This window comes from Streptomyces flavochromogenes, assembly GCF_000717595.1.
Lineage (GTDB): Bacteria > Actinomycetota > Actinomycetes > Streptomycetales > Streptomycetaceae > Streptomyces > Streptomyces flavochromogenes.
Window position 1 is genome coordinate 74,681 of sequence record NZ_JNZO01000014.1, and the last position, 19,892, is coordinate 94,572.

General features: G+C 72.6%; 20 protein-coding genes and 1 pseudogene. 12 read left to right on the forward strand and 9 right to left on the reverse strand.

The window, feature by feature from the left end; genetic code table 11:
• Positions 1 to 13: 13 nt before the first annotated feature.
• The 3 genes from IF00_RS0118355 to IF00_RS0118365 all read right to left on the reverse strand — a co-directional run bounded on the left by IF00_RS0118355 (position 14) and on the right by IF00_RS0118365 (position 2,337).
• Positions 14 to 1,048: a LacI family DNA-binding transcriptional regulator gene (locus tag IF00_RS0118355; protein WP_030319359.1), complete on the reverse strand. Its 1,035-nt coding sequence runs from the start codon at positions 1,046 to 1,048 to the stop codon at positions 14 to 16.
• 152 nt (positions 1,049 to 1,200) lie between these two features.
• The gene (locus tag IF00_RS0118360; RefSeq protein ID WP_030319361.1) at positions 1,201 to 1,530 is read right to left on the reverse strand and encodes a putative quinol monooxygenase; all 330 of its coding nucleotides are present in this window, start codon (positions 1,528 to 1,530) and stop codon (positions 1,201 to 1,203) included.
• Positions 1,531 to 1,575: 45 nt separating this feature from the next.
• Positions 1,576 to 2,337: an IclR family transcriptional regulator gene (locus IF00_RS0118365; RefSeq protein WP_030319363.1), complete on the reverse strand. Its 762-nt coding sequence runs from the start codon at positions 2,335 to 2,337 to the stop codon at positions 1,576 to 1,578.
• Between the two features lie 167 nt (positions 2,338 to 2,504).
• Here IF00_RS0118365 and IF00_RS0118375 point away from each other — a divergent pair, with 167 nt between their 5' ends.
• The 7 genes and pseudogenes from IF00_RS0118375 (at position 2,505) to IF00_RS41360 (ending at position 10,359) form a co-directional block, all read left to right on the forward strand.
• On the forward strand, positions 2,505 to 4,277 hold the full coding sequence (locus tag IF00_RS0118375) for a VanW family protein (protein ID WP_078944748.1): 1,773 nt from the start codon (positions 2,505 to 2,507) through the stop codon (positions 4,275 to 4,277).
• A gap of 109 nt (positions 4,278 to 4,386) precedes the next feature.
• A complete protein-coding gene (locus IF00_RS0118380) occupies positions 4,387 to 5,418 on the forward strand; it encodes a serine hydrolase domain-containing protein (RefSeq protein ID WP_030319366.1) in 1,032 nt (343 codons plus the stop codon).
• 108 nt (positions 5,419 to 5,526) lie between these two features.
• Positions 5,527 to 6,972: a glyceraldehyde-3-phosphate dehydrogenase gene (locus tag IF00_RS0118385; protein ID WP_030319367.1), complete on the forward strand. Its 1,446-nt coding sequence runs from the start codon at positions 5,527 to 5,529 to the stop codon at positions 6,970 to 6,972.
• 99 nt (positions 6,973 to 7,071) lie between these two features.
• A pseudogene (locus tag IF00_RS0118390) lies at positions 7,072 to 7,779 on the forward strand (DUF817 domain-containing protein); the annotation flags it as partial.
• 212 nt (positions 7,780 to 7,991) lie between these two features.
• Positions 7,992 to 8,195 carry a cold-shock protein gene (locus IF00_RS0118395; protein WP_030218719.1) on the forward strand — a complete coding sequence of 68 codons (204 nt, stop codon included), beginning with the start codon at positions 7,992 to 7,994 and terminating at the stop codon, positions 8,193 to 8,195.
• Between the two features lie 231 nt (positions 8,196 to 8,426).
• Positions 8,427 to 9,890, forward strand: coding sequence for a DEAD/DEAH box helicase (locus IF00_RS0118400; protein WP_037638527.1), 1,464 nt, complete (start codon positions 8,427 to 8,429; stop codon positions 9,888 to 9,890).
• A gap of 91 nt (positions 9,891 to 9,981) precedes the next feature.
• The gene (locus IF00_RS41360; RefSeq protein WP_037638529.1) at positions 9,982 to 10,359 is read left to right on the forward strand and encodes a MazG-like family protein; all 378 of its coding nucleotides are present in this window, start codon (positions 9,982 to 9,984) and stop codon (positions 10,357 to 10,359) included.
• Here the strand turns inward: IF00_RS41360 and IF00_RS0118410 are convergent.
• From IF00_RS0118410 to IF00_RS0118425, 4 genes are read right to left on the reverse strand one after another with little or no spacing between them, the layout of a single operon-like run.
• Positions 10,346 to 11,539, reverse strand: a complete 1,194-nt coding sequence (locus IF00_RS0118410; RefSeq protein WP_030319375.1) for an ABC transporter permease — start codon at positions 11,537 to 11,539, stop codon at positions 10,346 to 10,348. The genes IF00_RS41360 and IF00_RS0118410 overlap by 14 nt on opposite strands.
• Positions 11,536 to 12,333 (reverse strand): ABC transporter ATP-binding protein, encoded by a 798-nt coding sequence (locus IF00_RS0118415; protein WP_078944749.1) that lies wholly within the window; start codon positions 12,331 to 12,333, stop codon positions 11,536 to 11,538. The genes IF00_RS0118410 and IF00_RS0118415 overlap by 4 nt, the downstream gene beginning before the upstream one ends.
• Positions 12,330 to 13,430 (reverse strand): peptidoglycan-binding protein, encoded by a 1,101-nt coding sequence (locus IF00_RS0118420; protein WP_030319377.1) that lies wholly within the window; start codon positions 13,428 to 13,430, stop codon positions 12,330 to 12,332. The genes IF00_RS0118415 and IF00_RS0118420 overlap by 4 nt, the downstream gene beginning before the upstream one ends.
• Positions 13,427 to 14,140, reverse strand: a complete 714-nt coding sequence (locus IF00_RS0118425; protein ID WP_245234562.1) for a hypothetical protein — start codon at positions 14,138 to 14,140, stop codon at positions 13,427 to 13,429. Before IF00_RS0118425 ends, IF00_RS0118420 begins: the two co-directional genes overlap by 4 nt.
• Positions 14,141 to 14,274: 134 nt before the next feature.
• Here IF00_RS0118425 and IF00_RS0118430 point away from each other — a divergent pair, with 134 nt between their 5' ends.
• The 3 genes from IF00_RS0118430 (at position 14,275) to IF00_RS0118440 (ending at position 17,044) form a co-directional block, all read left to right on the forward strand.
• Complete coding sequence (locus tag IF00_RS0118430; protein WP_030319383.1) at positions 14,275 to 14,994, forward strand: response regulator transcription factor; 720 nt, start codon at positions 14,275 to 14,277, stop codon at positions 14,992 to 14,994.
• A 101-nt stretch (positions 14,995 to 15,095) separates the two neighbouring features.
• The gene (locus tag IF00_RS0118435; RefSeq protein ID WP_425338334.1) at positions 15,096 to 16,553 is read left to right on the forward strand and encodes an ATP-binding protein; all 1,458 of its coding nucleotides are present in this window, start codon (positions 15,096 to 15,098) and stop codon (positions 16,551 to 16,553) included.
• Positions 16,550 to 17,044: a GerMN domain-containing protein gene (locus IF00_RS0118440; protein ID WP_030319386.1), complete on the forward strand. Its 495-nt coding sequence runs from the start codon at positions 16,550 to 16,552 to the stop codon at positions 17,042 to 17,044. The genes IF00_RS0118435 and IF00_RS0118440 overlap by 4 nt, the downstream gene beginning before the upstream one ends.
• 78 nt (positions 17,045 to 17,122) lie before the next feature.
• On the opposite strand, the gene IF00_RS46475 is transcribed toward IF00_RS0118440, so the two are convergent.
• Positions 17,123 to 17,557, reverse strand: a complete 435-nt coding sequence (locus tag IF00_RS46475) for a helix-turn-helix transcriptional regulator (RefSeq protein ID WP_078944750.1) — start codon at positions 17,555 to 17,557, stop codon at positions 17,123 to 17,125.
• 135 nt (positions 17,558 to 17,692) lie between these two features.
• On the opposite strand from IF00_RS46475, the gene IF00_RS42715 reads away from it, so the two are divergent.
• A complete protein-coding gene (locus IF00_RS42715; protein WP_051820399.1) occupies positions 17,693 to 18,160 on the forward strand; it encodes an STAS domain-containing protein in 468 nt (155 codons plus the stop codon).
• Here IF00_RS42715 and IF00_RS0118455 read toward each other — a convergent pair.
• Positions 18,154 to 18,501 carry an ATP-binding protein gene (locus IF00_RS0118455; RefSeq protein ID WP_063740666.1) on the reverse strand — a complete coding sequence of 116 codons (348 nt, stop codon included), beginning with the start codon at positions 18,499 to 18,501 and terminating at the stop codon, positions 18,154 to 18,156. The two genes, IF00_RS42715 and IF00_RS0118455, sit on opposite strands and share 7 nt — an antisense overlap.
• Before the next feature lie 354 nt (positions 18,502 to 18,855).
• On the opposite strand from IF00_RS0118455, the gene IF00_RS0118460 reads away from it, so the two are divergent.
• Entirely contained in the window at positions 18,856 to 19,776 is a 921-nt protein-coding gene (locus IF00_RS0118460; protein ID WP_030319391.1) for a SigB/SigF/SigG family RNA polymerase sigma factor, read from the forward strand.
• Positions 19,777 to 19,892: the final 116 nt, after the last annotated feature.

Below are 19,892 nucleotides of genomic sequence, written 5' to 3' on the forward strand. Positions count from 1 at the left end.
CAGGGGCTCCGCGTCAGGAGGAGGCGCGGACCACGAGCTCCGTCGGGAGCATCTGCCGGGGCTGCTCGTCCGGCTCGCTGGGCGCGGCGATCTCCTGGAGCAGCAGCCGGGCCATGGTGCGGCCCATCTCCTCGATGGGCTGCCGGACGCTGGTCAGCGGCGGGTCCATGTGCCGGGCGACGGCCGAGTCGTCGACGCCGACGAGCGCCACGTCCTCGGGGACCCGGCGGCCCGCCTCGCGCAGGACGCCGCGCGCGCCCGCGGCCATGACGTCGGAGGCGGCGAAGACGGCGTCCAGGTCAGGCCTGCGGTCCAGGAGTCGACGCATGGCGCGCCGCCCGCCCTCCTCGGTGAAGTCCCCGGTGGCGACGAGCCCGTCGTCGGCGGGGAGTCCGGCCTCCGCGAGGCCTTCCCGGTAGCCGTCGAGACGGCAGCGGGCCACGTACATGTCGAGCGGTCCGGTGATCGTGGCGACGGCGCGGCGGCCGCGCGCGGCGAGATGGGCGACGGCGGTCCGGCCGGCGCCGGTGTTGTCGGAGTCGACGAAGGCGACGCGCTCGTCCTCGGTGCGGCGGCCGTTGAGGACGGCGGGCAGGCCGAGGGCGCGGACCTGGTCGGGCAGGGGGTCGGCGGCGTGCACGGAGACGAGGAGGACACCGTCGACGCGCTGGGCGGCGAGGTACTGCTCGAAGCGCTGCCGCTCCTGTTCGCTGCGGATCAGGGTGAGCAGCAACTGCTTGTCCGCGTCGGCGAGTTCGCTGCTGACGCCGCGGATGATGTCGAGGAAGTACGGCTCCGCGAAGAGCCGGGCCTCGGTCTCGGGGATGACGAGCGCGACGGCGTCGGTCCGGCTTCCCGCCAGGGCGCGGGCGGCGCGGTTGGGCACGTAGCCGAGTTCGGCGACGGCCTGCTCGACGGCGGCCTTGGCCTGTTCGCTCACCCGGGGGGAGCCGTTGATGACCCGGGAGACGGTGCCGCGGCCGACTCCGGCCCTGGCCGCGACCTCCTCAAGGGTGGGCCTGCCGGTCTGCCGCCCGCTCACCGCCATGTGCCGCTTCTCCCCTCGGGCCGCCGCCCCCGCCTGCGTGTGCACGCGAACCTATCAGGCGGGGCGAGGCCGTCCCGGGGGCGCGGCGGAAGGACCCCGGGCAGGCGCGGGCGGCGGTCGGCGGATCCGTCGGGCGGCGGTCCCGGGAACGCTCAGGCGTCGGTCGGGGCGAGCTCCGCCATGGCACCCCAGCCCTGCTGCGGGACCTCGACGTTGATGATCTCGGGGGTGGTGGCGATGGCTCCGGCCATGGCTTCGAGACCGGCCTTGAAGTGCGGGGAGGCGACGTGGGCCGCTCCCGCCGCGGCGTCCGCGAAGGCCTCCAGGAGGACGAAGACGTGGGGGTCGTCGACGCTGCGGGACCAGTCGAAGAAGAGGTTGCCGGGCTCCTCGCGGGTGGCGCGGGTGAAGTCGGCCACCAGGTCGAGCCAGCGGTCGGCGTGGTCGGGGCGGGCGGTGAAACGTACGGCGATGAAGATCATGCGGCAAGCCTGCGGCGCCCCGGCCCGCGCGGCCAGTCGGGCCGGTCAGGATTCCGGCAGGGCCGGAAACTCCGGTACGGCACGGGTGAGCGCCGCACGGATCTCGCCCTGCCGCCGCCCGAAGTCGGCGGTCGGCAGCGAGACGGACAGGGCGTGCACGATGCCGTCGCCGCGCTCGGGCAGCGCGACGGCGAGACAGGTGTACGCGAGGTCCGCCTCGCCCACGGACACGGCCACGCCCTGCCCGCGCACCCGGTCGACCTCGGCCTCGAAGCGGTCGGCGCTGGTGATCGTCCGCTCGGTGAAACGGGCCATCCCGTGCTCGGCGAGGTAGCGGCGGCGCAGCGGGCGCGGCAGCGCGGCGAGCAGGGCCTTGCCGTGGGCGGTCGCGTGGGCCCGCTGTTCGGGGCCCGGCACGAAGGGGTGGGCGGTGTCGGTGACCGGGGCGGTGGTGTCGACGACGGTGATCAGGCCGTCGCGGTAGGCGGTGTGGTAGGCCTCCGCGCCCGTGGCCCGCCGCAGCCGGCCGAGGAGTTCGCCGGTGCCGGCGCCGAGTCCGTGGTGCCGCTGGTGGGAGCGGTGCAGGGCCGGGACGCGGGGCCCGGGGGCGTACCCCTCGGCGGTACGGACGAGGTAGCCGCGCGCGAGGAGGGGCCCGGTGAGGTGGTAGACGGTCGAGAGGGCGCAGCCGAGGTGCCTGGCCAGCGCCTTCGCCCCGACGGGCCGGTCGGCGTCGGCGACGGCGTCGAGGACGGCGAGGGCCCGGTCGACGGACTGGGGCCCGGGGCTCGGGGACGGGGCAGGCATCGGTCCAGCTTAGGCGGGCGGGGCGGGGTGCACCCGGATCCGGCACTCTCCGTACCGCCTCCGCCCCTCTCCGTATCCCCGCAGGTCAAACCCCCCTTATGTGCATAAGACACTCTTTCGGCGTACCGTCAGGTGTTCCCCTGAACCTCGACGCCACGGGAGAGCGCGTGCCCCGCTCCACGACCCACCATGCCCCGACGCCCCGCGAGGGGCGCCGTCCGCGTCTCCGGACAGCGGCGATCGCGACGGGTGTGGTCGCCGTCGCCGCGGGCGGCCTGTACGTGGCGGGGCTCGTCGCCACCGGCGACGACATATCCGCCGGCACCCGCGTCGGCGGCGTGGACATCGGCGGCATGAGCCGCGCCGACGCCGAGGCCAAGCTGGCGGCCGAGGCCCCGGCCGCGTGGAGCGCGCCGATACCCGTGCGGGTCGGCGACGGCGCCTCGACCGTGACGCCGGCGTCCGCGGGCCTCACCGTGGACCTGGCGAAGACCGCCGAGCTGGCGGCCGATCCCTCTCGCGACCCGTTCACCGTCATCGGGCGGCTCTTCTCGTCCGGCGACCGCGAGATCCAGCCGGTCCTGGCGTACGACGCGGACAAGGCGAACGCCACCGTGGCCGAGCTGGCCAAGAAGAACGACCGCGCGGTGCGCGAGGGGTCCGTGGCCTTCCGCGAGGGCAAGGCCGTCGCGACCCGTCCCGTCGCCGGCCAGAAGCTGGACACGGGCAAGGCCGTCGAGACCCTGCGCGCCGCCTACCCCACCACCGGCGCCTCGCCCGTCACGCTCCCCGTCGCCGTGACCGAGCCGAAGCTGCCGGCGGCCGAGGTGACCCGCTTCCTCGACACGTACGCGAACCCCGCCGTCTCGGGACCTGTGACGCTGACCGCGGGCGCGGACCGCCTGCGGATCTCCGCCGCGACGCTCGGCGACCACCTCACCGTGAAGAACGAGAACGGCCGGCTGGCCGCCGACCTCGACGCCGAGGCACTGCTGCGCGACCCGGACGTGGCGGACCCGATCTCCTCCCTGACGGGCGCGCCCGTCGAGGCGACCCTCGGCGTGCGGGACGGCAAGGTCGTCGTGGAGTCGGAGGGCCGGCCGGGGCACGAGGTGACCGCGAAGGCCCTCGGCGACGCCGTGCGCCCGCTGCTGACCCGGTCGGGCGCCGCCGCGCGCACCGCCGCCGTCACGACGACGGTCACCCAGCCCGAGCTGACGTCCGGCTCCCTCGCGCGTCTCGGGATCACCGAGCAGATGTCGACGTTCACGGTGAACTTCCCGAGCGCTCCGTACCGGACGACGAACATCGGCCGGGCCGCCGAGCTGATCAACGGTTCGATCGTGCAGCCGGGCGAGGTGTGGAGCTTCAACAGGACGGTCGGCGAGCGCACCCCGGACAACGGCTTCGTCGACGGCACGATGATCCTGGACGGCCAGTACCGTTCCGCGCCCGGCGGCGGTGTGTCGGCGATGGCCACCACCATGTTCAACGCCATGTTCTTCGCCGGGGTGAAGCCCGTCGAGTACGGCGCCCACTCCTTCTACATCGAGCGCTACCCGGCGGGCCGCGAGGCGACCGTCGCCTGGGGCCAGCTCGACCTGAAGTTCCGCAACGACACCGGGAAGCCGATCTACATCAAGGCCGGCGCGACGGACTCGTCCGTCACCGTGAGCTTCCTCGGGACGAAGAAGTACGACTCCGTGGAGGCGGTCGCCGGGGAGCGCACCAACCTCACGAAGCCGAAGAAGGCCGAGGGCACCGGCAAGGCCTGTGTGCCGCAGCCGCCCCTGGAGGGTTTCGACATCTCGGTCGACCGGGTCTTCAAGAACGACGGCGCCGAGGTGAAGCGGGAGACGTTCAAGACCCACTACACCCCGCGCGACGAGGTCACCTGCAAGCCGGTCGACGAGCCCGCCGAGGAGACGGACGCCAGGTGACCGGCGGGGAGACGGACGGCCGGAAGGGTGTCTTCCCGCACGGCCGGGGCATGACTCCGGAGCACGGCCCACCAGGCCAGGGCCGCCCTCAACCGTCCGGAGGCCCGCCTTGGCGCCATGCAGCGACCCCTTCGAGCGGCTCCTCGCCGACGCCGTGAGCGCGGGCGTCTGCCCCGGCATGGTGTGGGCCGTGGGCGACGCCCGTACGACCCTGTCGGCGGGGGCCGTCGGCCTGCTCGACCCGGCGGACCCCACCGGACCGATGCGGGACGACACCCTCTTCGACGTCGCCAGCCTCACCAAGATTCTGGCCGTCTGGGCGGTCGTCGGCACCCTCGTCGACGCCGGGAAGCTCGACCTGTCGGCCCCGCTGGGCCGGTACTGGCCGGCGGCGGCGGGGCGCCCGCTCGCCGATGTGACGGCACATCACCTCCTCACCCACACCGCGGGCATGCCGCTCCGGGCCAACCTCCGGCACCTGTACGGCTCCGATCCGCAGGACGTGCGGGACGGCGTCCTCGCCGAGCGGCTCCGGCACCGGCCGGGGGAGGCCGTCGCGTACACCGACCGGGCAGCCCTGATCCTCGGCTACCTCGCCGAGCACCTCACCCGCCGTCCGCTCCCCCGGCTCGCCGAGGAGCGGATCTGGACCCCGCTCGGGATGACGGAGACCCGGTACGGTCCGCTGCCCGCCGCGCTCAGGGAGCGGTGCGCGCCCACCGAGTACGACGAGGAGAGCGGCCGGCACCTCAGGGGCACCGTCCACGACTTCTCGGCCCGGCTGCTCGGCGGCGCCTGCGGGATCGCGGGGGTCTTCACGACCGCCGGCGACGTCGGACGCTTCCTGCGCCACCTCCTCGCCCCGGTGCCCGGCACGTTCTCCGCCGAGTGGACGGCCGGCTCGCTCCGTGTCCACACCGGCGGCCTGGAACCTCCCCGCGGCCTGTTCTGGCACCCGGCGCCCGGCACGGCGCCCGCGGACGACGTCTGGTCCCACTTCGGCTTCACCGGCACCGGCATGTGGGTCTCGCCGGCCCGGGACCGCTGGGCGGTCCTGCTCACCAACCGCCTCCACCTGACCCGGGATCCCGGCCCCCTGGCCCGCGTCAGGGAGGTGTTCCGGACCCTCGCCTTCCCGTGACCGCGCCCCTGGCGCCGTCGCGCGGGCCGTGACCTTGGACACCCCTTTGATTGATCAAACAGGCCGGGGGTTACCATATGAGCGCCGCCTAGCTCGAAAGATAAACTTGTGACTGTCAATGACGACTCGTTCACCAGCTGGAAGAACCGCGAGGAGATCGCGGAGTCGATGATCCCGATCATCGGGAAGCTGCACCGGGAGCAGGACATCACCGTCCTGGTCCACAGCCGCTCCCTGGTGAACAAGTCGGTGGTCAGCATCCTCAAGACCCACCGGTTCGCCCGCCAGATCGCCGGCGAGGAGCTGTCGGTCACCGAGACGCTTCCGTTCCTCCAGACGCTCACCACCCTCGATCTCGGCCCGTCCCAGATCGACATCGGCATGCTGGCCGCCGAGTACAAGACCGACAACCGCGGTCTCACGGTGGAGGAGTTCACCGCCGAGGCCGTCGCCGGTGCGACCGGTGAGAACAAGATCGAGCGCCGCGACGGACGCGACGTCGTCCTCTACGGCTTCGGCCGCATCGGCCGCCTCGTCGCCCGCCTCCTCATCGAGAAGGCCGGCTCGGGCAACGGTCTGCGCCTGCGCGCGATCGTCGTCCGCGGCGGCGGCGAGCAGGATCTGGTGAAGCGCGCCTCGCTGCTGCGCCGCGACTCGATCCACGGCCAGTTCCAGGGCACGATCACGGTCGACGAGGCGAACAGCACGATCGTCGCCAACGGCAACACGATCAAGGTGATCTACGCCAACGACCCCTCCGAGGTCGACTACACGGCGTACGGCATCGAGAACGCCATCCTCATCGACAACACCGGCAAGTGGCGCGACCGCGAGGGCCTGTCGAAGCACCTGCGCCCCGGCATCGACAAGGTCGTCCTGACCGCGCCCGGCAAGGGTGACGTGCCGAACATCGTGCACGGCGTCAACCACGACACGATCAAGCCGGACGAGCAGATCCTCTCCTGCGCCTCCTGCACCACCAACGCGATCGTGCCGCCGCTGAAGGCGATGGACGACGAGTACGGCGTGCTCCGCGGTCACGTGGAGACGGTCCACTCGTTCACGAACGACCAGAACCTCCTGGACAACTACCACAAGGCGGACCGCCGCGGCCGTTCCGCGCCGCTCAACATGGTGATCACCGAGACCGGTGCCGCCTCGGCCGTCGCCAAGGCGCTGCCGGACCTCAAGGCCCCGATCACGGGCAGCTCGATCCGCGTCCCCGTCCCGGACGTCTCGATCGCCATCCTGAGCCTGCGCCTGGGCCGCGAGACCACCCGCGACGAGGTCCTCGAGTACCTCCGCGACGTCTCGCTGCACTCGCCGCTCAAGCGTCAGATCGACTTCACCACGGCCCCCGACGCGGTCTCGATGGACTTCGTGGGCTCGCGCCACGCGTCGATCGTCGACGCCGGCGCGACCAAGGTCGACGGCGACAACGCGATCCTCTACCTGTGGTACGACAACGAGTTCGGCTACTCGTGCCAGGTGATCCGGGTCGTCCAGCACGTCTCCGGCGTGGAGTACCCGACCTTCCCGGCCCCGGCGGTCTGATCTCCGACCGCCCACCGGCACGGGCGGGCCCCCCCCCCCTTCCCCGGGGGGGCGGCGCCGGCCCCTCCCCCGTGCCCCCCCCCCCCCCCCCCCCCGCCCTGCGCCTTCGCCGTCGCGCTCGTCGGGGGGATCGCCGTCTCGTCCCTGCTGCCCGAGCTGCCGATCGCCCGCTACGACCTGCTGCTGCTGTACGGCATCGGCCTCACCGTCGTGGCCTGGAAGGTCGGCTGGGACACCGGGCGGGACATCGCGGTGATCGCCGCCTGCCACGCCACGGGCCTGCTCTTCGAGTTGGTGAAGGTGCGGATGGGCTCGTGGAGTTACCCGGAGGAGGCGCTGACGAAGATCGGCGGAGTGCCGCTGTACGGCGGATTCCTGTACGCGGCGCTCGGCAGTTACGTCTGCCGGGCCCGGCGCCTGTTCGACCTGCGGCTGACGGGCTACCGGCCGCGCGCGACGGCCGCGCTGGCCGCCGCGGTGTACGTGAACTTCTTCAGCCACCACTGGCTGCCCGACGCCCGCTGGGCCCTGGCGGCGCTGCTGCTCGTGGCGACGGCGGGGACCTGGGTGCGGTTCCGGGTGGGCGACCGGGACCACCGGATGCCACTGGCCCTGTCGTTCGTCCTGATCGGTTTCTTCCTCTGGGTCGCGGAGAACGCGGCCACGTACGTCGGCGCCTGGAGTTATCCGCACCAGCTGGACGGCTGGCAGCCGGTGTCCCTCGCCAAGTTCGGCGCCTGGGCGCTGCTGATGACGGTCACGTTCGTCCTGGCAATGCCTTCCCGCTCGGCGCGACACGAGAATTGAGGCAATTTCGTGCACGGGTCCAGGGGACGTGGTACAGTCGACAGCAGTTGCAGTCGTGGTTCCCAAAGAAACTTACAAGTGCCTTTGACGATTCGACATCGTCGGGCACTTTCTGTGTTTTCGGTGCAGTTTTCCGGACGGGGCAATCATCACGGCGACTCCGGGGTCCGCACAGTGCGGCCCCCAGGGCTACGCCCCGAAGGAGAATTGACATGGCTAACGGCACCGTGAAGTGGTTCAACGCTGAAAAGGGCTTCGGCTTCATCGAGCAGGAGGGTGGCGGCCCGGACGTCTTCGCCCACTACTCCAACATCGCCACCTCTGGCTTCCGTGAGCTCCAGGAAGGCCAGAAGGTGACCTTCGACGTCACGCAGGGCCAGAAGGGCCCCCAGGCGGAGAACATCCTCCCCGCCTGACGTTGACACGTCCGACGCGGCCGGTGTCCTCACCCGTGTGGTGAGGGCTCCGGCTCGTCGCGTTTTTCAGGCTTTTTCAAACATTCCCGGGCTTTTCACCGACCCCGCGCCGATTTCATCCCCTCGGCGTGGCCGGAACCGCATGCCCGTGGCATTCGGTACGTTCCAGTAATTCATCGGGCCCGCGGCCCCTCGCGAATTCCTCGAAGCGCACCGTTTCGAGGAGGACCCATGAACGACACGAACGACACGCAGAGCGCGAAGAGCGCACCCCGTACGGACCGGGCGGGACGCCGTACCTCCACCGAGGACGAATGGGCGGCGCTGCCCGCCGGCACCCCGGCCCTGCCGCCCGCCGCCACCTTCGCCGAGCTCGATCTGCCGGCCGAGGTCCACGACGTCCTCACCGGCCTCGGCGTCGACACGCCGTTCCCGATCCAGTCCGCGACCCTGCCCGACGCCCTCGCGGGCCGTGACGTCCTGGGGCGCGGGCGCACCGGATCCGGCAAGACCCTCGCCTTCGGCCTGCCCCTGCTGGTCCGTGTCGCCGGCCGGCGCGCCGATGCCCGCAAGCCCCTCGCGCTGGTCCTCGTGCCCACGCGCGAACTGGCCCAGCAGGTCACGGACGCCCTCGACCCGTTCGCCCGGGCGCTCAAGCTGCGCCTGGCCACCGTCGTCGGCGGCATGTCGATCGGCCGGCAGGCCACGGCGCTGCGCGACGGGGCCGAGGTCCTGATCGCCACGCCGGGCCGGCTCATGGACCTCGTCGAGCGCAAGGACTGCCGACTGGACCGGGTGGCCGTCACCGTCCTCGACGAGGCCGACCAGATGGCCGACATGGGCTTCATGCCGCAGGTCACCGAGCTCCTCGACCTGGTGCCCGCCGGGGGCCAGCGGATGCTGTTCTCCGCCACGCTCGACCGCAACGTCGACCTCCTGGTCGAGCGGTACCTCACGGACCCGGTCGTCCACTCCGTCGACCCGTCGGCGGCGACCGTCTCCACGATGGACCACCACGTGCTCCATGTGCACGGCGCCGACAAGTTCGCCACCGCCACGGAGATCGCCGCCCGCGACGGGCGGGTCATCATGTTCCTGGCGACCAAGGCGGCCGTCGACCGCTTCACCAAGCACCTCCTCGGCAGCGGCGTGCGCGCCGCCGCGCTGCACGGCGGGAAGTCCCAGCCGCTGCGGACCCGCACCCTGGACCGTTTCAGGTCCGGCGAGGTCCCGGTCCTCGTCGCCACCAACGTGGCCGCGCGCGGCATCCACGTCGACGAGCTCGACCTCGTCGTCAACGTCGACCCGCCCGCCGACCACAAGGACTATCTGCACCGCGGCGGACGCACCGCTCGCGCCGGCGAGTCCGGGGTGGTCGTCACCCTGGTCACCCCCGACGAGCGGCGTGAGGTGGCCCGTCTGATGACGGACGCGGGCATCCGCCCCAGCGTGACCCAGGTCCGCTCAGGCGAGGCCGCCCTGAGCCGCATCACCGGTGCCCGTACCCCCTCGGGCGTGCCCGTCGACGGCGCCGCGCCCAGCCAGGAGGGCGCCAAGCGCGGCGGGGCGGCCTTCCGCGGCATGGGCACCGTCCCGGGCCGCCCGGGCCGCGCCAAGAACGAGTCCCGCAAGGCCGCCGAGGCCCGTAAGACGGCCGAGGCGCGGCAGGCCGCCCGCATCCGCCGAGGCAAGTAGTCCGCCCCCTGGGGCATGCCGGGGGCCGGCTGCCCCTGGCGACCCCCGACGGCGGCCCGGCACGCCACCGCCCGCAGACCGGAGGAGACCCGTGAGGGACGACGACCCGTGGGACACGATCCGTTCGCTCGCCGCGCTGTTCGCGGAGTTCGACGCCGAGCGGGGACTCCCGGCGGAGGAGCAGTGGACGCTGCAGGTGCTCAAGCTCTCCGAGGAGGTGGGCGAGGCCGCGCAGGCGGTCATCGGGGTCCGGGCGGCGAATCCGCGCAAGGGCCGCAGCCACGACTGGGAGCAGGTGCAGGAGGAGGTGGTCGACGCCGTGATCACCGGCATGGTCGCCCTCACCCGGATGCGCCCGGACGACGCACCCGAGTTCTTCGCCTCCGTGCTCGCCCGGAAGGCCGCCAGGTTCCTCCCGCGCACGGACCCGCACCCGCGCGACGACGACCCCGCGGTCACGTCGCGTTGAGCGCCACCGTCGGATGGAGGCGGGAGGCGCGGATCGCCGGGTAGAGGCCGGCGATCACCCCGATCAGGAGGGTCGCGGCGAGGCCCCCCACGAGGGACCAGGGCGGGACGACCGCCGTCCAGCCCTGGACCCGCGCGAAGCCGTACGTCGCCGCCGCACCGAGCAGCGCGCCCGCCGCCCCGCCCAGGGCGGACAACAGCAGTGACTCGGTGAGGAACTGGAGCCGGATCGCGTTGCGGGTCGCGCCGAGGGAGCGGCGCAGGCCGATCTCCTGGCGGCGCTCCAGCACGGAGATGACCATCGTGTTGGCGACGCCGACACCGCCGACCAGGAGCGCCACCGCGCCCAGGGCCAGCATCAGGGTCGTCAGGCCCTTGTCGGTGGCGGCCTTGGCGGCGAGCGCGTCGGAGGGTCGCGAGACCTTGACGCCCGCCTCGCCGCCGGGGCTGATCGTGCGGGCCAGGATCGCCCGTACGTCCTCCACCGAGGCGTCCGTGGAGCGCTCGAAGATCGTCGTCGGGTGACCGTCGAAGCCGAAGTGGCGCTCGGCGGCGGGGAATCCGACCATCGCCACCCGGTCGAGGTTCGGGACCAGTTCGAGCGGCTTCAGGATGCCGACGACGACCACCCGGGTGTCGTTCATCATGATCGTCTCGCCGGTGCGGGTGATGCCGAGCCGGTCGGCGGCCACCGCTCCGAGGACGGTGACCGGGAGCCGTTCGCCGGCCGGGTCCAGCCAGGCACCCTTGTCGACCTCGCCGCCGAGCGCGGCCAGGAGGTCGGTACGGACCGCCTGGGTGGTGACGCCGGCGGTGCGCTCCTCGGGGACGAGATCGCTGCGGCGGATCCGGGCGTCGACGTCGCCCGTTCCGGTGGCGTGCCGGACGGGGCCGATGCGCTCGACCATCGCGACCGCGTTCCTGGGGAGTTGGATCTCCTTGCCCAGGGCGTCCTTGCCCGCCTCTGCGGTGAGGAGGTTGGTGCCGAGCCGGTCGAGCCGGGCCATCAGGTCCGCGCGGCTGGACTCGGAGAGACCGACGACCGCGACCATGGTCGCGATGCCGATGGCGATGCCGAGCGCGGACAGCACCACGCGCGCGCGGCGCGCGCGGAGGCCGACCGCGCCGACCCGGAGGACGTCGCCGGCGGAGAGACGCGAAGGCTTGAGGGTGTCTTTCACGGCGCGGTTCCTTCCCCGGGAAGGACACCGCGCTCGTCGGAGACGATCTCGCCGTCCTTGAAGCGGACCCGGCGCGGCAGCGAGTCCGCGATCTCGTTGTCGTGGGTGATGACGCAGATCGTGGTGCCCGCGGCGTTCAGCTCGTGCAGCAGCTCCATGACGATCTCCCCCGAGGTGGTGTCGAGGGCGCCGGTGGGTTCGTCGGCGAGCAGCAGCCGGGGCTCCCCCACCAGCGCGCGGGCGATGGCCACGCGCTGCTTCTCGCCGCCGGACAGCTCGTTCGGCGTGTGGGAGTGGCGGTGGCCGAGGCGTACCCGGTCCAGCGCGGCCCGCGCCCGCGTCCGGCGTTCCCGCAGCGGCACGCCCGCGTACAGCAGTCCGTCGGCGACGTTGTCGACGGCGTCGCGTCCCGCCGCCAGGTGGAAGTGCTGGAACACGAAGCCGATGTGGCGGGCGCGGAGTGCGGAGAGGCGGTTGTCGGAGAGCCGGGACACGTCGTGGCCGGCGATCCGGACGGTGCCGCTGGTGGGCTTGTCGAGGGTGCCCATGACGTGGAGCATCGTGGACTTGCCGGATCCGGAGGGGCCGACGACGGCGAGGAGTTCGCCCTCGCCGACGGTGAGGTTCACTCCGCGCAGGGCGTGGACACCGCCGGGGTACGACTTGGTGGCGTCCCGCAGTTCCACGACGGGGACGGGTGCAGCGGCTCTCCCGGCGGGGGCCGCGGCGGTCCTGGTACGGGCCTGGGCGTCCTCGGCGGGGGCCGCGGGGTTCCCGGTGCGGTCCGGGGTCATGAGGCCGCCATTCCGACCTTCAGGCCTTCCTTCACGTCCGGTCCGCTGACCTCGATCTGCCCGTCGGCGGTCATGCCCGTCTCCACCCGTATCGTCCTCGTGGTGGTGCCCTGGACGACCTGGAGGCCGTAACCGCCGTTCTCGCCGCGCAGGGCGAGAACCGCCTCGACGGGAACCGCGAGGACTCCCTTGCGGGCCTCGCTGACGAACGTCACGCCGGCCGACGCCTTGGAGTCCTCGCCGGACGCGGCGCGCGCCCCGCCGTCGAGGACGACCTCGACGACGATGCCCTCCTGCGAGGCGGCACCGTCTCCCGAGCCGGTCTCCTCGGGGCGTACGGTTCCGGCGACCCGCCCGGCCACGGTCTTCCCGCTGGGCAGGGTGACCTCGACCTTGGTGCCGGCCGCGGTGAGCGCGCCGTCGGTCTGGTCCAGGTGGGCCCGGACGACGGGTCTGGTGGAGGCGACGGTCAGGACGGCTTCGCCGGGGCCGACCTGGTCGGCGAGCGCGGCGTCGACGGAGACCACCTTGACCTGGCCGGGCTGGAAGACGACGTCTCCTCTGCCGACCCTTCCGGTGGGCTCACGGTTCAGCGACCTCTGCCACTGCTCGACCGCCGTCTCGGTGCCCTTGTCGTAGCGCGTGTCGACGCGGACCCCGGCTCCGTACCCCAGGTCGCGCAGATTGCGCTCCAGTTGGAGTACGTCGCTGCCCCGGTCGCCCGTCTTCATCTCGCGGAACATCGGCACGGGGCCGTAGAGGAGGGTGACGGGCTTGTCGTTCAGCTCGTACAGTGCCTGCCCCCTGGTCAGCGTCCTGCCCTCGGTGGCGGCGACCGTGACGGTGCCGTCGACGGCGGACTTGACGGGGCGGCGCTGCGCGAAGTCGAGCCTGCCGTCGACGGTCTTGGACTGGACGAGGTCGGTCCGTACGACGGTCGCGGTGGCGGGCGGCAGATCGCCGCCCTTCCCGGCGGCCCCGGAGCGGCCCGCGCCCGCGTCGAGGAGTCCGAAGTCGCCGACGAGGACGACTCCCCCGGTGACGGCGGCGACGACCGTCACCGCGCCGAGGGTGCGGAGGGCGGTACGGCGCTTCACTGCATGCCGTCCAGACCGTCGAGCAGCTTCGTCTTGCACGCCTCGCGGGCCTGCTTGTACGCCGGCGAGTCGCTGTCGATGGTCGGGGACGCGGGGTTGGGGTCGCCGCCCGGCTGGGCGTTGCCGCCGCTCATCGTCGGATTGGTGAACCGGGAGACGCCGTTGTCCCGCATGCACTTGGCGTGCGCCAGCATCGACTCGTAGTCCTTCTGCTGGTCCCGCTTGGGCTCCGCCAGCATGACCTTCTGGAGTTCGTCGACGCAGACGCCCTTCCTGCCGCCCTTGGCGGCCTCCATCTGGCCGGGCAGGGAGGAGATCTCCTCGACCTTCCCCCAGTCGAGGTGCCCGCTGAGCTTGGGGTCGGGGAAGTCCTTGTAGCCGCCCTTGACGCGCATGCAGCGGACGTAGTCCGTCTGGGCGTCGTAGAAGGCGCTCTTCCCGGCGGGCCGGGTGCTCGGGGTGATGTCGTTCCGCGCGGGCGGCGAGGCGGTGGTGGTCTCCGGGACCGAGGCGATCTCGTCGCTCTTCGCGGCACCGCCGGCGCTGTCGTCGCCGCTGCCGCACGCCGTGGAGAAGGCGAGGACGGGGAGCACGGCGAGGGCGGTCAGGCGCAGTCGGGCGGTGGCGCCGGGGACGGCACGGCGGAGGCCACGGGGAAGGGCACCGGTGAGGACGGGACGAACCGTTCGGGAGCTTGTCTTCGAGGTCATGGCCGCCACCCTCGCCATGCCACGTGATGGCGAATCCATGGCGACATGATGAGAACGTAACAATGCCCCCGACCTGCGTACCCGGCCCCTGCCGGGGCGCTGGGCGGTCCCTCGCGGCACCCATAATCGACGGCATGCCGCATGTACTGCTCATCGAGGACGACGCGTCCGTACGGGACGGAATGGAGCTCGTGCTGCGCCGGCACGGGTACGACGTCGACACGGCGGCCACCGGCGAGGAGGCGCTCGCGCTGCTCGACGCCCCGGACGGCGTGAAGATCGAGCTGGCCGTCCTCGACCTGATGCTGCCGGGGATGGACGGGTTCGAGGTCTGCCGCCGCGTCCGCGCGCGTACGACCACGCTTCCGATCATCATGCTGACCGCGCGCGGGGACGACCACGACATCGTGACGGGCCTGGAGGCCGGCGCCGACGACTACGTGGTCAAGCCGGTCACCGCGCCCGTCCTGGAGGCCCGCATCCGGGCCGCGCTACGACGCGCGGAGCCGCTGGGACCGGCGGGACCGGGACCGGCGGGCGCTCAGCCGCAGGCCGGCGCCGGGTTCGCCGGCCTGGTGATCGACCGCGCCGGTCTCACCGTCACCAAGCACGGCGTCCTGATCCCGCTGCCGCCCACAGAACTGCGGCTGCTCCTCGAACTGTCCGCCTCGCCCGGCCGGGTCCTCAGCCGCGAGCAGCTCCTCGCCTCGGTCTGGGACCACACCTTCCTCGGTGACTCCCGGCTGGTGGACGCGGCGGTCGGCCGGCTGCGGGCGAAGCTGGAGGACGTACCGGCGAAGCCTCGGTACGTCCAGACGGTGCGGGGCTTCGGCTACCGCTTCGGGCCGCTGTGAGCGGAACCGGAGGTGGTCGCGGGCGCGGGTCCGAGCCCGCCGGGGGCTCCCCGAAGCGCCGCTCCCGGCGGCTCGTCGGAGGGCTGCGGACCCGGCTCGTCGTGACCTTCGTCGTCGTCGCGCTCATCAGCGCGGTGACCGCGACCGCGCTCGCCTACCGGGACGCGCGGACCGCCGTCCTCCGGCGTACCCAGGACGCCGCGGTGAACGACGTACGGACGCGGGTCACCGCGGTGGCGGCCGACTTCGACCTGCCGCCCGACCAGCGGTCGCTGGCCCGGTTCGCGGCGAAGGTCTCGGACGGCCTCGGCGCCCGGATCGTCGTCGCCCGCTACCAGGACCTCGTCGCGGTGTCCGATCCGCTCGCCGACACGGAGGGCCGGATCACCGTCGAGCTGCGGAGCGCCGTACGGGCCGGGGACGGGACCCGGTTCCAGCGGGTGATGTGGCGGGACGAGCCGTATCTGGTGGTCGGCATGCCGGTGACGTACGCGGACGGGGACCACCGTTTCTCCGGCCTGGAGGTCTTCGTCATCACCGATCTGCGCGCCGAACGCGACGACACCGCCGCCCTGCTGGACTCCGTACGGGCGGGCATCCTGCCGGTGGTGGTGCTGGCCGCCGTCCTGGCGCTGCTCGCCGCAGGAACGGTCCTGCGTCCCGTACGGAAGCTGGGGCGGGCCACACGTGAGCTCGCGGAGGGCGACCTCGGGAGCCGGGTCGCGGTCACGGGGCACGACGAGCTCGCCGATCTGGCACGGACGTTCAACGAGACGGCGGACGCCCTGCAGGCCTCGGACGCACGCCTGCGCGATCAGGAGGCGAAGGCGCGCCGCTTCGTCGCGGACGTGTCGCACGAGCTGCGCACGCCGCTCGCGGCGATGACGATGGTGGCGACCGTCCTGGAGGAGGACGCCGACCAGCTGCCGCCGGACGCGGCGCGGGCGGCCCGCACGGTGGGCGCGGAGACGGCGCGGCTCTCGCGGCTCGTCGAGGACCTGATGGAGATCTCCCGTTTCGACGCGAACGCGATCCGGCTCAACGCGGCCGAGACCGATCTCGCCGACACGGTACGGGCGTCCCTGGCGCTGCGCGGCTGGACCGACCGGGTGGAGGTCCGGCTCGACGAGGGCGTACGGGCGGTGGTCGACCGGCGGCGCGTCGATGTGATCGTGGCGAACCTGGTGGGCAACGCGCTGCGGCACGGAGCGCCGCCGATCACCGTGACCCTCGGCACGAGGACGAGGGCGAGGCCGACGACCAGCACGACGAGCACGAGCGCCGGTGCGGAGTGGGTGACCGTGGAGGTCGCCGATCACGGCCCGGGGCTGCCGCCGGAGGCCCGGGCACGGGTCTTCGACCGGTTCTACAAGGCGGACGCGGCCCGTACGCGGAGCGCCGCCGACACCGGCGGACAGGGCAGCGGCCTCGGGACGGCGATCGCCCTGGAGAACGCGCGGCTGCACGGCGGCACGATCGACGTCGCCGAGGGACCGGAGGGCGGCGCGGTGTTCACCCTGTGGCTGCCCCTGCGGCTGACGGGAGAGGAGTCGGAGTGAGGCTACGGGCGGGAGTGCTGGTCTCCGTCCTCGGGGTCGCCCTGGTGGGGTGCGGTGTGCAGCCGACGGGAGTGATAGGGGCGGGCGAGCCGGCGACCGGGCTGACGCGCGGGATCCGGCTGTACTACGCGTCGGACAGCGGGCTCCGGGGTGTGCCCGTGCTCGACAGGGAGATCAAGAACCTCGGCTCGGTGGTGAAGCTGCTCGCCGACGGTCCGCCGCCCGCCGAACAGCGCGACGGCCTCACCAACCTCGTCCAGCTCGGCGGCTACTCGGTGACGGGCCGGGGCACTCAGGTCACGGTGCGCCTGGAGGACCCGTACGCGGGGACGGGCCGGGACCAGGGAACGGGGCAGCTGGTGTGCACGCTGGCCCGCGCCCAGTCCGTACTGGACCCGGAGGTCGGGACGGATGACGTGGAGGTCACGCTGCGCCGGCCGGAGGGCCCGGCCCTCGGCCCCTACCGGTGCGCCGAGTTCCTCGACGGCTAGCGCGAGGCACCGGGCCGGGGGAAGGCGGTGCCGGGCCGCGACCGCGAACGGTCCGACGCCGGCACGACGGGCGGGCCTTTAGGAGTCGACGCCCGGCAGGGGGCCGGTGTCGCTCCTCCCGGCGGGGGCCTCGGGGGCGGTGTCGGTGGTCCCGTGGTGGGGCAGGGGGTCGCCGTCGTCGCTGATCCCGGCGCGGGGCACCGGCTCGCCGTCGCCGGGGGCCGCCTTGAGCAGGTCCAGGAGGCCGGTGATCTCGTAGTCACCCTCCAGCGGGTGCCGGAATCGCTTGCCCGGGGCCAGGCGGTAGCGGTTGCGCCGGCCCTCCCGCGCGTGCGTGAGGTATCCCGCGGCCTCCAGGTCGGCGACGATCGCCTGCACCGTTCGCTCGGTCACCCCGCACGCGGCGGCGACATCGCGCAGGCGCACATCGGGATCCCGGGCGATCACCACGAGCACTCGGGCGTGATTCGTCAGGAAGGTCCATGACTGGCGATCGCCTGAACTGACACCCATGGAACCATTATGCGGTGTTCTACTCATGAGTCGCAAGACCGGAAATTCATCTCGCGTGATTATTGACGTGCTATATGGAGAAAGGGGACTATAGGTACAGAAAGACCGGGTTCGGCTGGCCCACGGGAGCACACCATGCATCCCCTTCCAGAGCGCTCCAGCGACGTCCGGGCGCCCGCCGTCGACGCCGACAGCAAGCCGCCCGCGACCGGTCCGGACGCGCAGATGACCGTGAAGACCACACCGGACGGCATCGTCGTCGTCAGCGGCGAGATCGACAGCGCCACCGCCCCGCACCTGAGTCGACGCCTCCTCGCCGCGCTCCACGCACATCCTGAGGGCGTCACGCTCGACCTCGCGGCCGTCACCTTCTGCGACTGCGCCGGCCTGCGTGCCTTCCTGAGGGCGCACGCCGCATGGGCCGCACGGAGCGAACGGGCCGCGTCGACCGCACCCGCCGCCCCGCGTCAACACCTCGACAGTGGGCACCGCCCCCTCACGCCCCTCGCACTCGGTCCGGTGAGCCCACGGATGACCCGCCTGCTCCAGCTGACCGGCACGGCGGAACTCTTCGCACCGCCGAAGACGGGACGGCCTCAATGAAGCGGCAGCCGTACCTCGATGGTCTTGCCGCCCTCCGGCGGCAGGGACAGCCTGATCTCCTGGGCGAGCAGCCTGACCAAAGGCCACCCGAAGCCGCCCTCCGCCGGACCGGAGGCCCGTTCCGCCCACCGGCCGCCCATGAGCCGCGGCAGTTCTCTGCTCGCGTCCGCGACGGTGACCGTCACCGCTCCCGGGTCGACTTCCACACCGAACCCGGTGAGACCTCCCCCATGGCGCAGCGCGTTGGTCACCAGCTCGGACGTCACGAGCAGCGCGTCACCGACGGCGGTGGCGGACGGCGGGCCGCCCGTCCCCGTCGCCACCCGCAGCGCTTCCGCCACCCGGGCGCGCGCCTCGGCCGCGTCACGCGGAACGACGGGCCTGTTCCCGTCCGGCGTGGAATGTCCCGTGCGATGCCCTGTGAACACTGTTCTTCCCACCCAGTCTCCAGTCGTCCCCCACGCACTTTCCGCCCCAGTCCCCCGCCCCCACCCCTCCGGGGCCCATCCCCTTCGGGTGTTCAACACGCCCCTGCCCCGACGATCCGTTCGCATTCACCCGCTATCCACCGACTTACACCTACATGCCCCGCCCCTGCATTTCCCCGCCCTCTCTCCTCCGTCACCCACGGCACACTGCTCGTGTGGGGTCAAAGCGGGTATGAGGCCAGAGGGGGGCTCTCACAAGGAGCCTTCATGTCGAACAACCGCACCACCGACCGGGGCCGCGGACAGCCCGCCCTCAAGTACCGCCCGTCCGCCCAGAACGACCGCCGGCCCGTCCGTGACGACCCCGAGCCCCTCGCCGGACTTCCGGAGATCGCGGAGCCCCTGACGGTGAGCACCGCGGACGCCCGCACGCTCTCGATCTCCCTGTTCGAGCGGCTGCGCTCACTGGAGGAGGGCACGGCGGACTACTCGTACGTACGCAACACCCTCGTCGAGCTGAACCTCAGCCTGGTCAAGTACGCCGCGACTCGCTTCCGCCGCTCCAGCGAGAGCTGGGAGGACATCGTCCAGGTCGGCACCGTGGGCCTGATCAAGGCGATCAACCGGTTCGACCCCGAGCGGGGCAACGAGTTCATGTCCTTCGCCCTGCCGACCGTGCTCGGCGAGATACGACGGCATCTGCGGGACACCAGCTGGAGCGTCCACGTACCGCGCCGCCTGCAGGAACTGCGCCTGGGCCTGGCCAAGGCGAACGACGCCCTCGAACAGGAGCTGGGCCGCCCGCCGACACCCGCCGAGCTCGGCGCCCACCTCCACATCACCGAGGCCGAACTGCGCGAGGGCCGGCTGGCCGCGAACGGGTTCACCAGCCGCTCGCTCGACGTTCCCGCGGACGACGACGACGGTGGTCCCGGCATGCTGGCGCGCTGCCTCGGCAGCGACGACGACTCCTTCGAGAAGATCGAGAACCTGGAGGCGCTCAAGCCGCTGGTCGCCGCCCTCTCGGCGCGCGACCGGACGATCCTGGCGCTGCGGTTCGGCGACGAGCTGACCCAGGCGGAGATCGGCGAGCGCCTCGGCCTCTCGCAGATGCACGTGTCACGACTCCTCAGTCGCATCCTCGGCGATCTGCGTACGGCCCTGACGGCGGAAGAGCCCCCGGAGTAGCCGCTCGCGACCCCGGCCGTCACAGCAACCCACCCTGACCGTTCCAGCAACCCCGACCGTCACCGCGAGCGCGTCGGCACCGCGCCGATCGAGCCTGGAGCCACACGGAGACGGCG

Coding starts and splice junctions, on each gene's coding strand:
- IF00_RS0118355 (WP_030319359.1), bottom strand. CDS start 1,048: ATGGCGGTGAGCGGGCGGCAGACCGGCAGGCCCACCCTTGAGGAGGTC.
- IF00_RS0118360 (WP_030319361.1), bottom strand. CDS start 1,530: ATGATCTTCATCGCCGTACGTTTCACCGCCCGCCCCGACCACGCCGAC.
- IF00_RS0118365 (WP_030319363.1), bottom strand. CDS start 2,337: ATGCCTGCCCCGTCCCCGAGCCCCGGGCCCCAGTCCGTCGACCGGGCC.
- IF00_RS0118395 (WP_030218719.1), top strand. CDS start 7,992: ATGGCTAACGGCACCGTGAAGTGGTTCAACGCTGAAAAGGGCTTCGGC.
- IF00_RS0118400 (WP_037638527.1), top strand. CDS start 8,427: ATGAACGACACGAACGACACGCAGAGCGCGAAGAGCGCACCCCGTACG.
- IF00_RS0118415 (WP_078944749.1), bottom strand. CDS start 12,333: ATGACCCCGGACCGCACCGGGAACCCCGCGGCCCCCGCCGAGGACGCC.
- IF00_RS0118425 (WP_245234562.1), bottom strand. CDS start 14,140: ATGACCTCGAAGACAAGCTCCCGAACGGTTCGTCCCGTCCTCACCGGT.
- IF00_RS0118430 (WP_030319383.1), top strand. CDS start 14,275: ATGCCGCATGTACTGCTCATCGAGGACGACGCGTCCGTACGGGACGGA.
- IF00_RS46475 (WP_078944750.1), bottom strand. CDS start 17,557: ATGGGTGTCAGTTCAGGCGATCGCCAGTCATGGACCTTCCTGACGAAT.
- IF00_RS42715 (WP_051820399.1), top strand. CDS start 17,693: ATGCATCCCCTTCCAGAGCGCTCCAGCGACGTCCGGGCGCCCGCCGTC.
- IF00_RS0118460 (WP_030319391.1), top strand. CDS start 18,856: ATGTCGAACAACCGCACCACCGACCGGGGCCGCGGACAGCCCGCCCTC.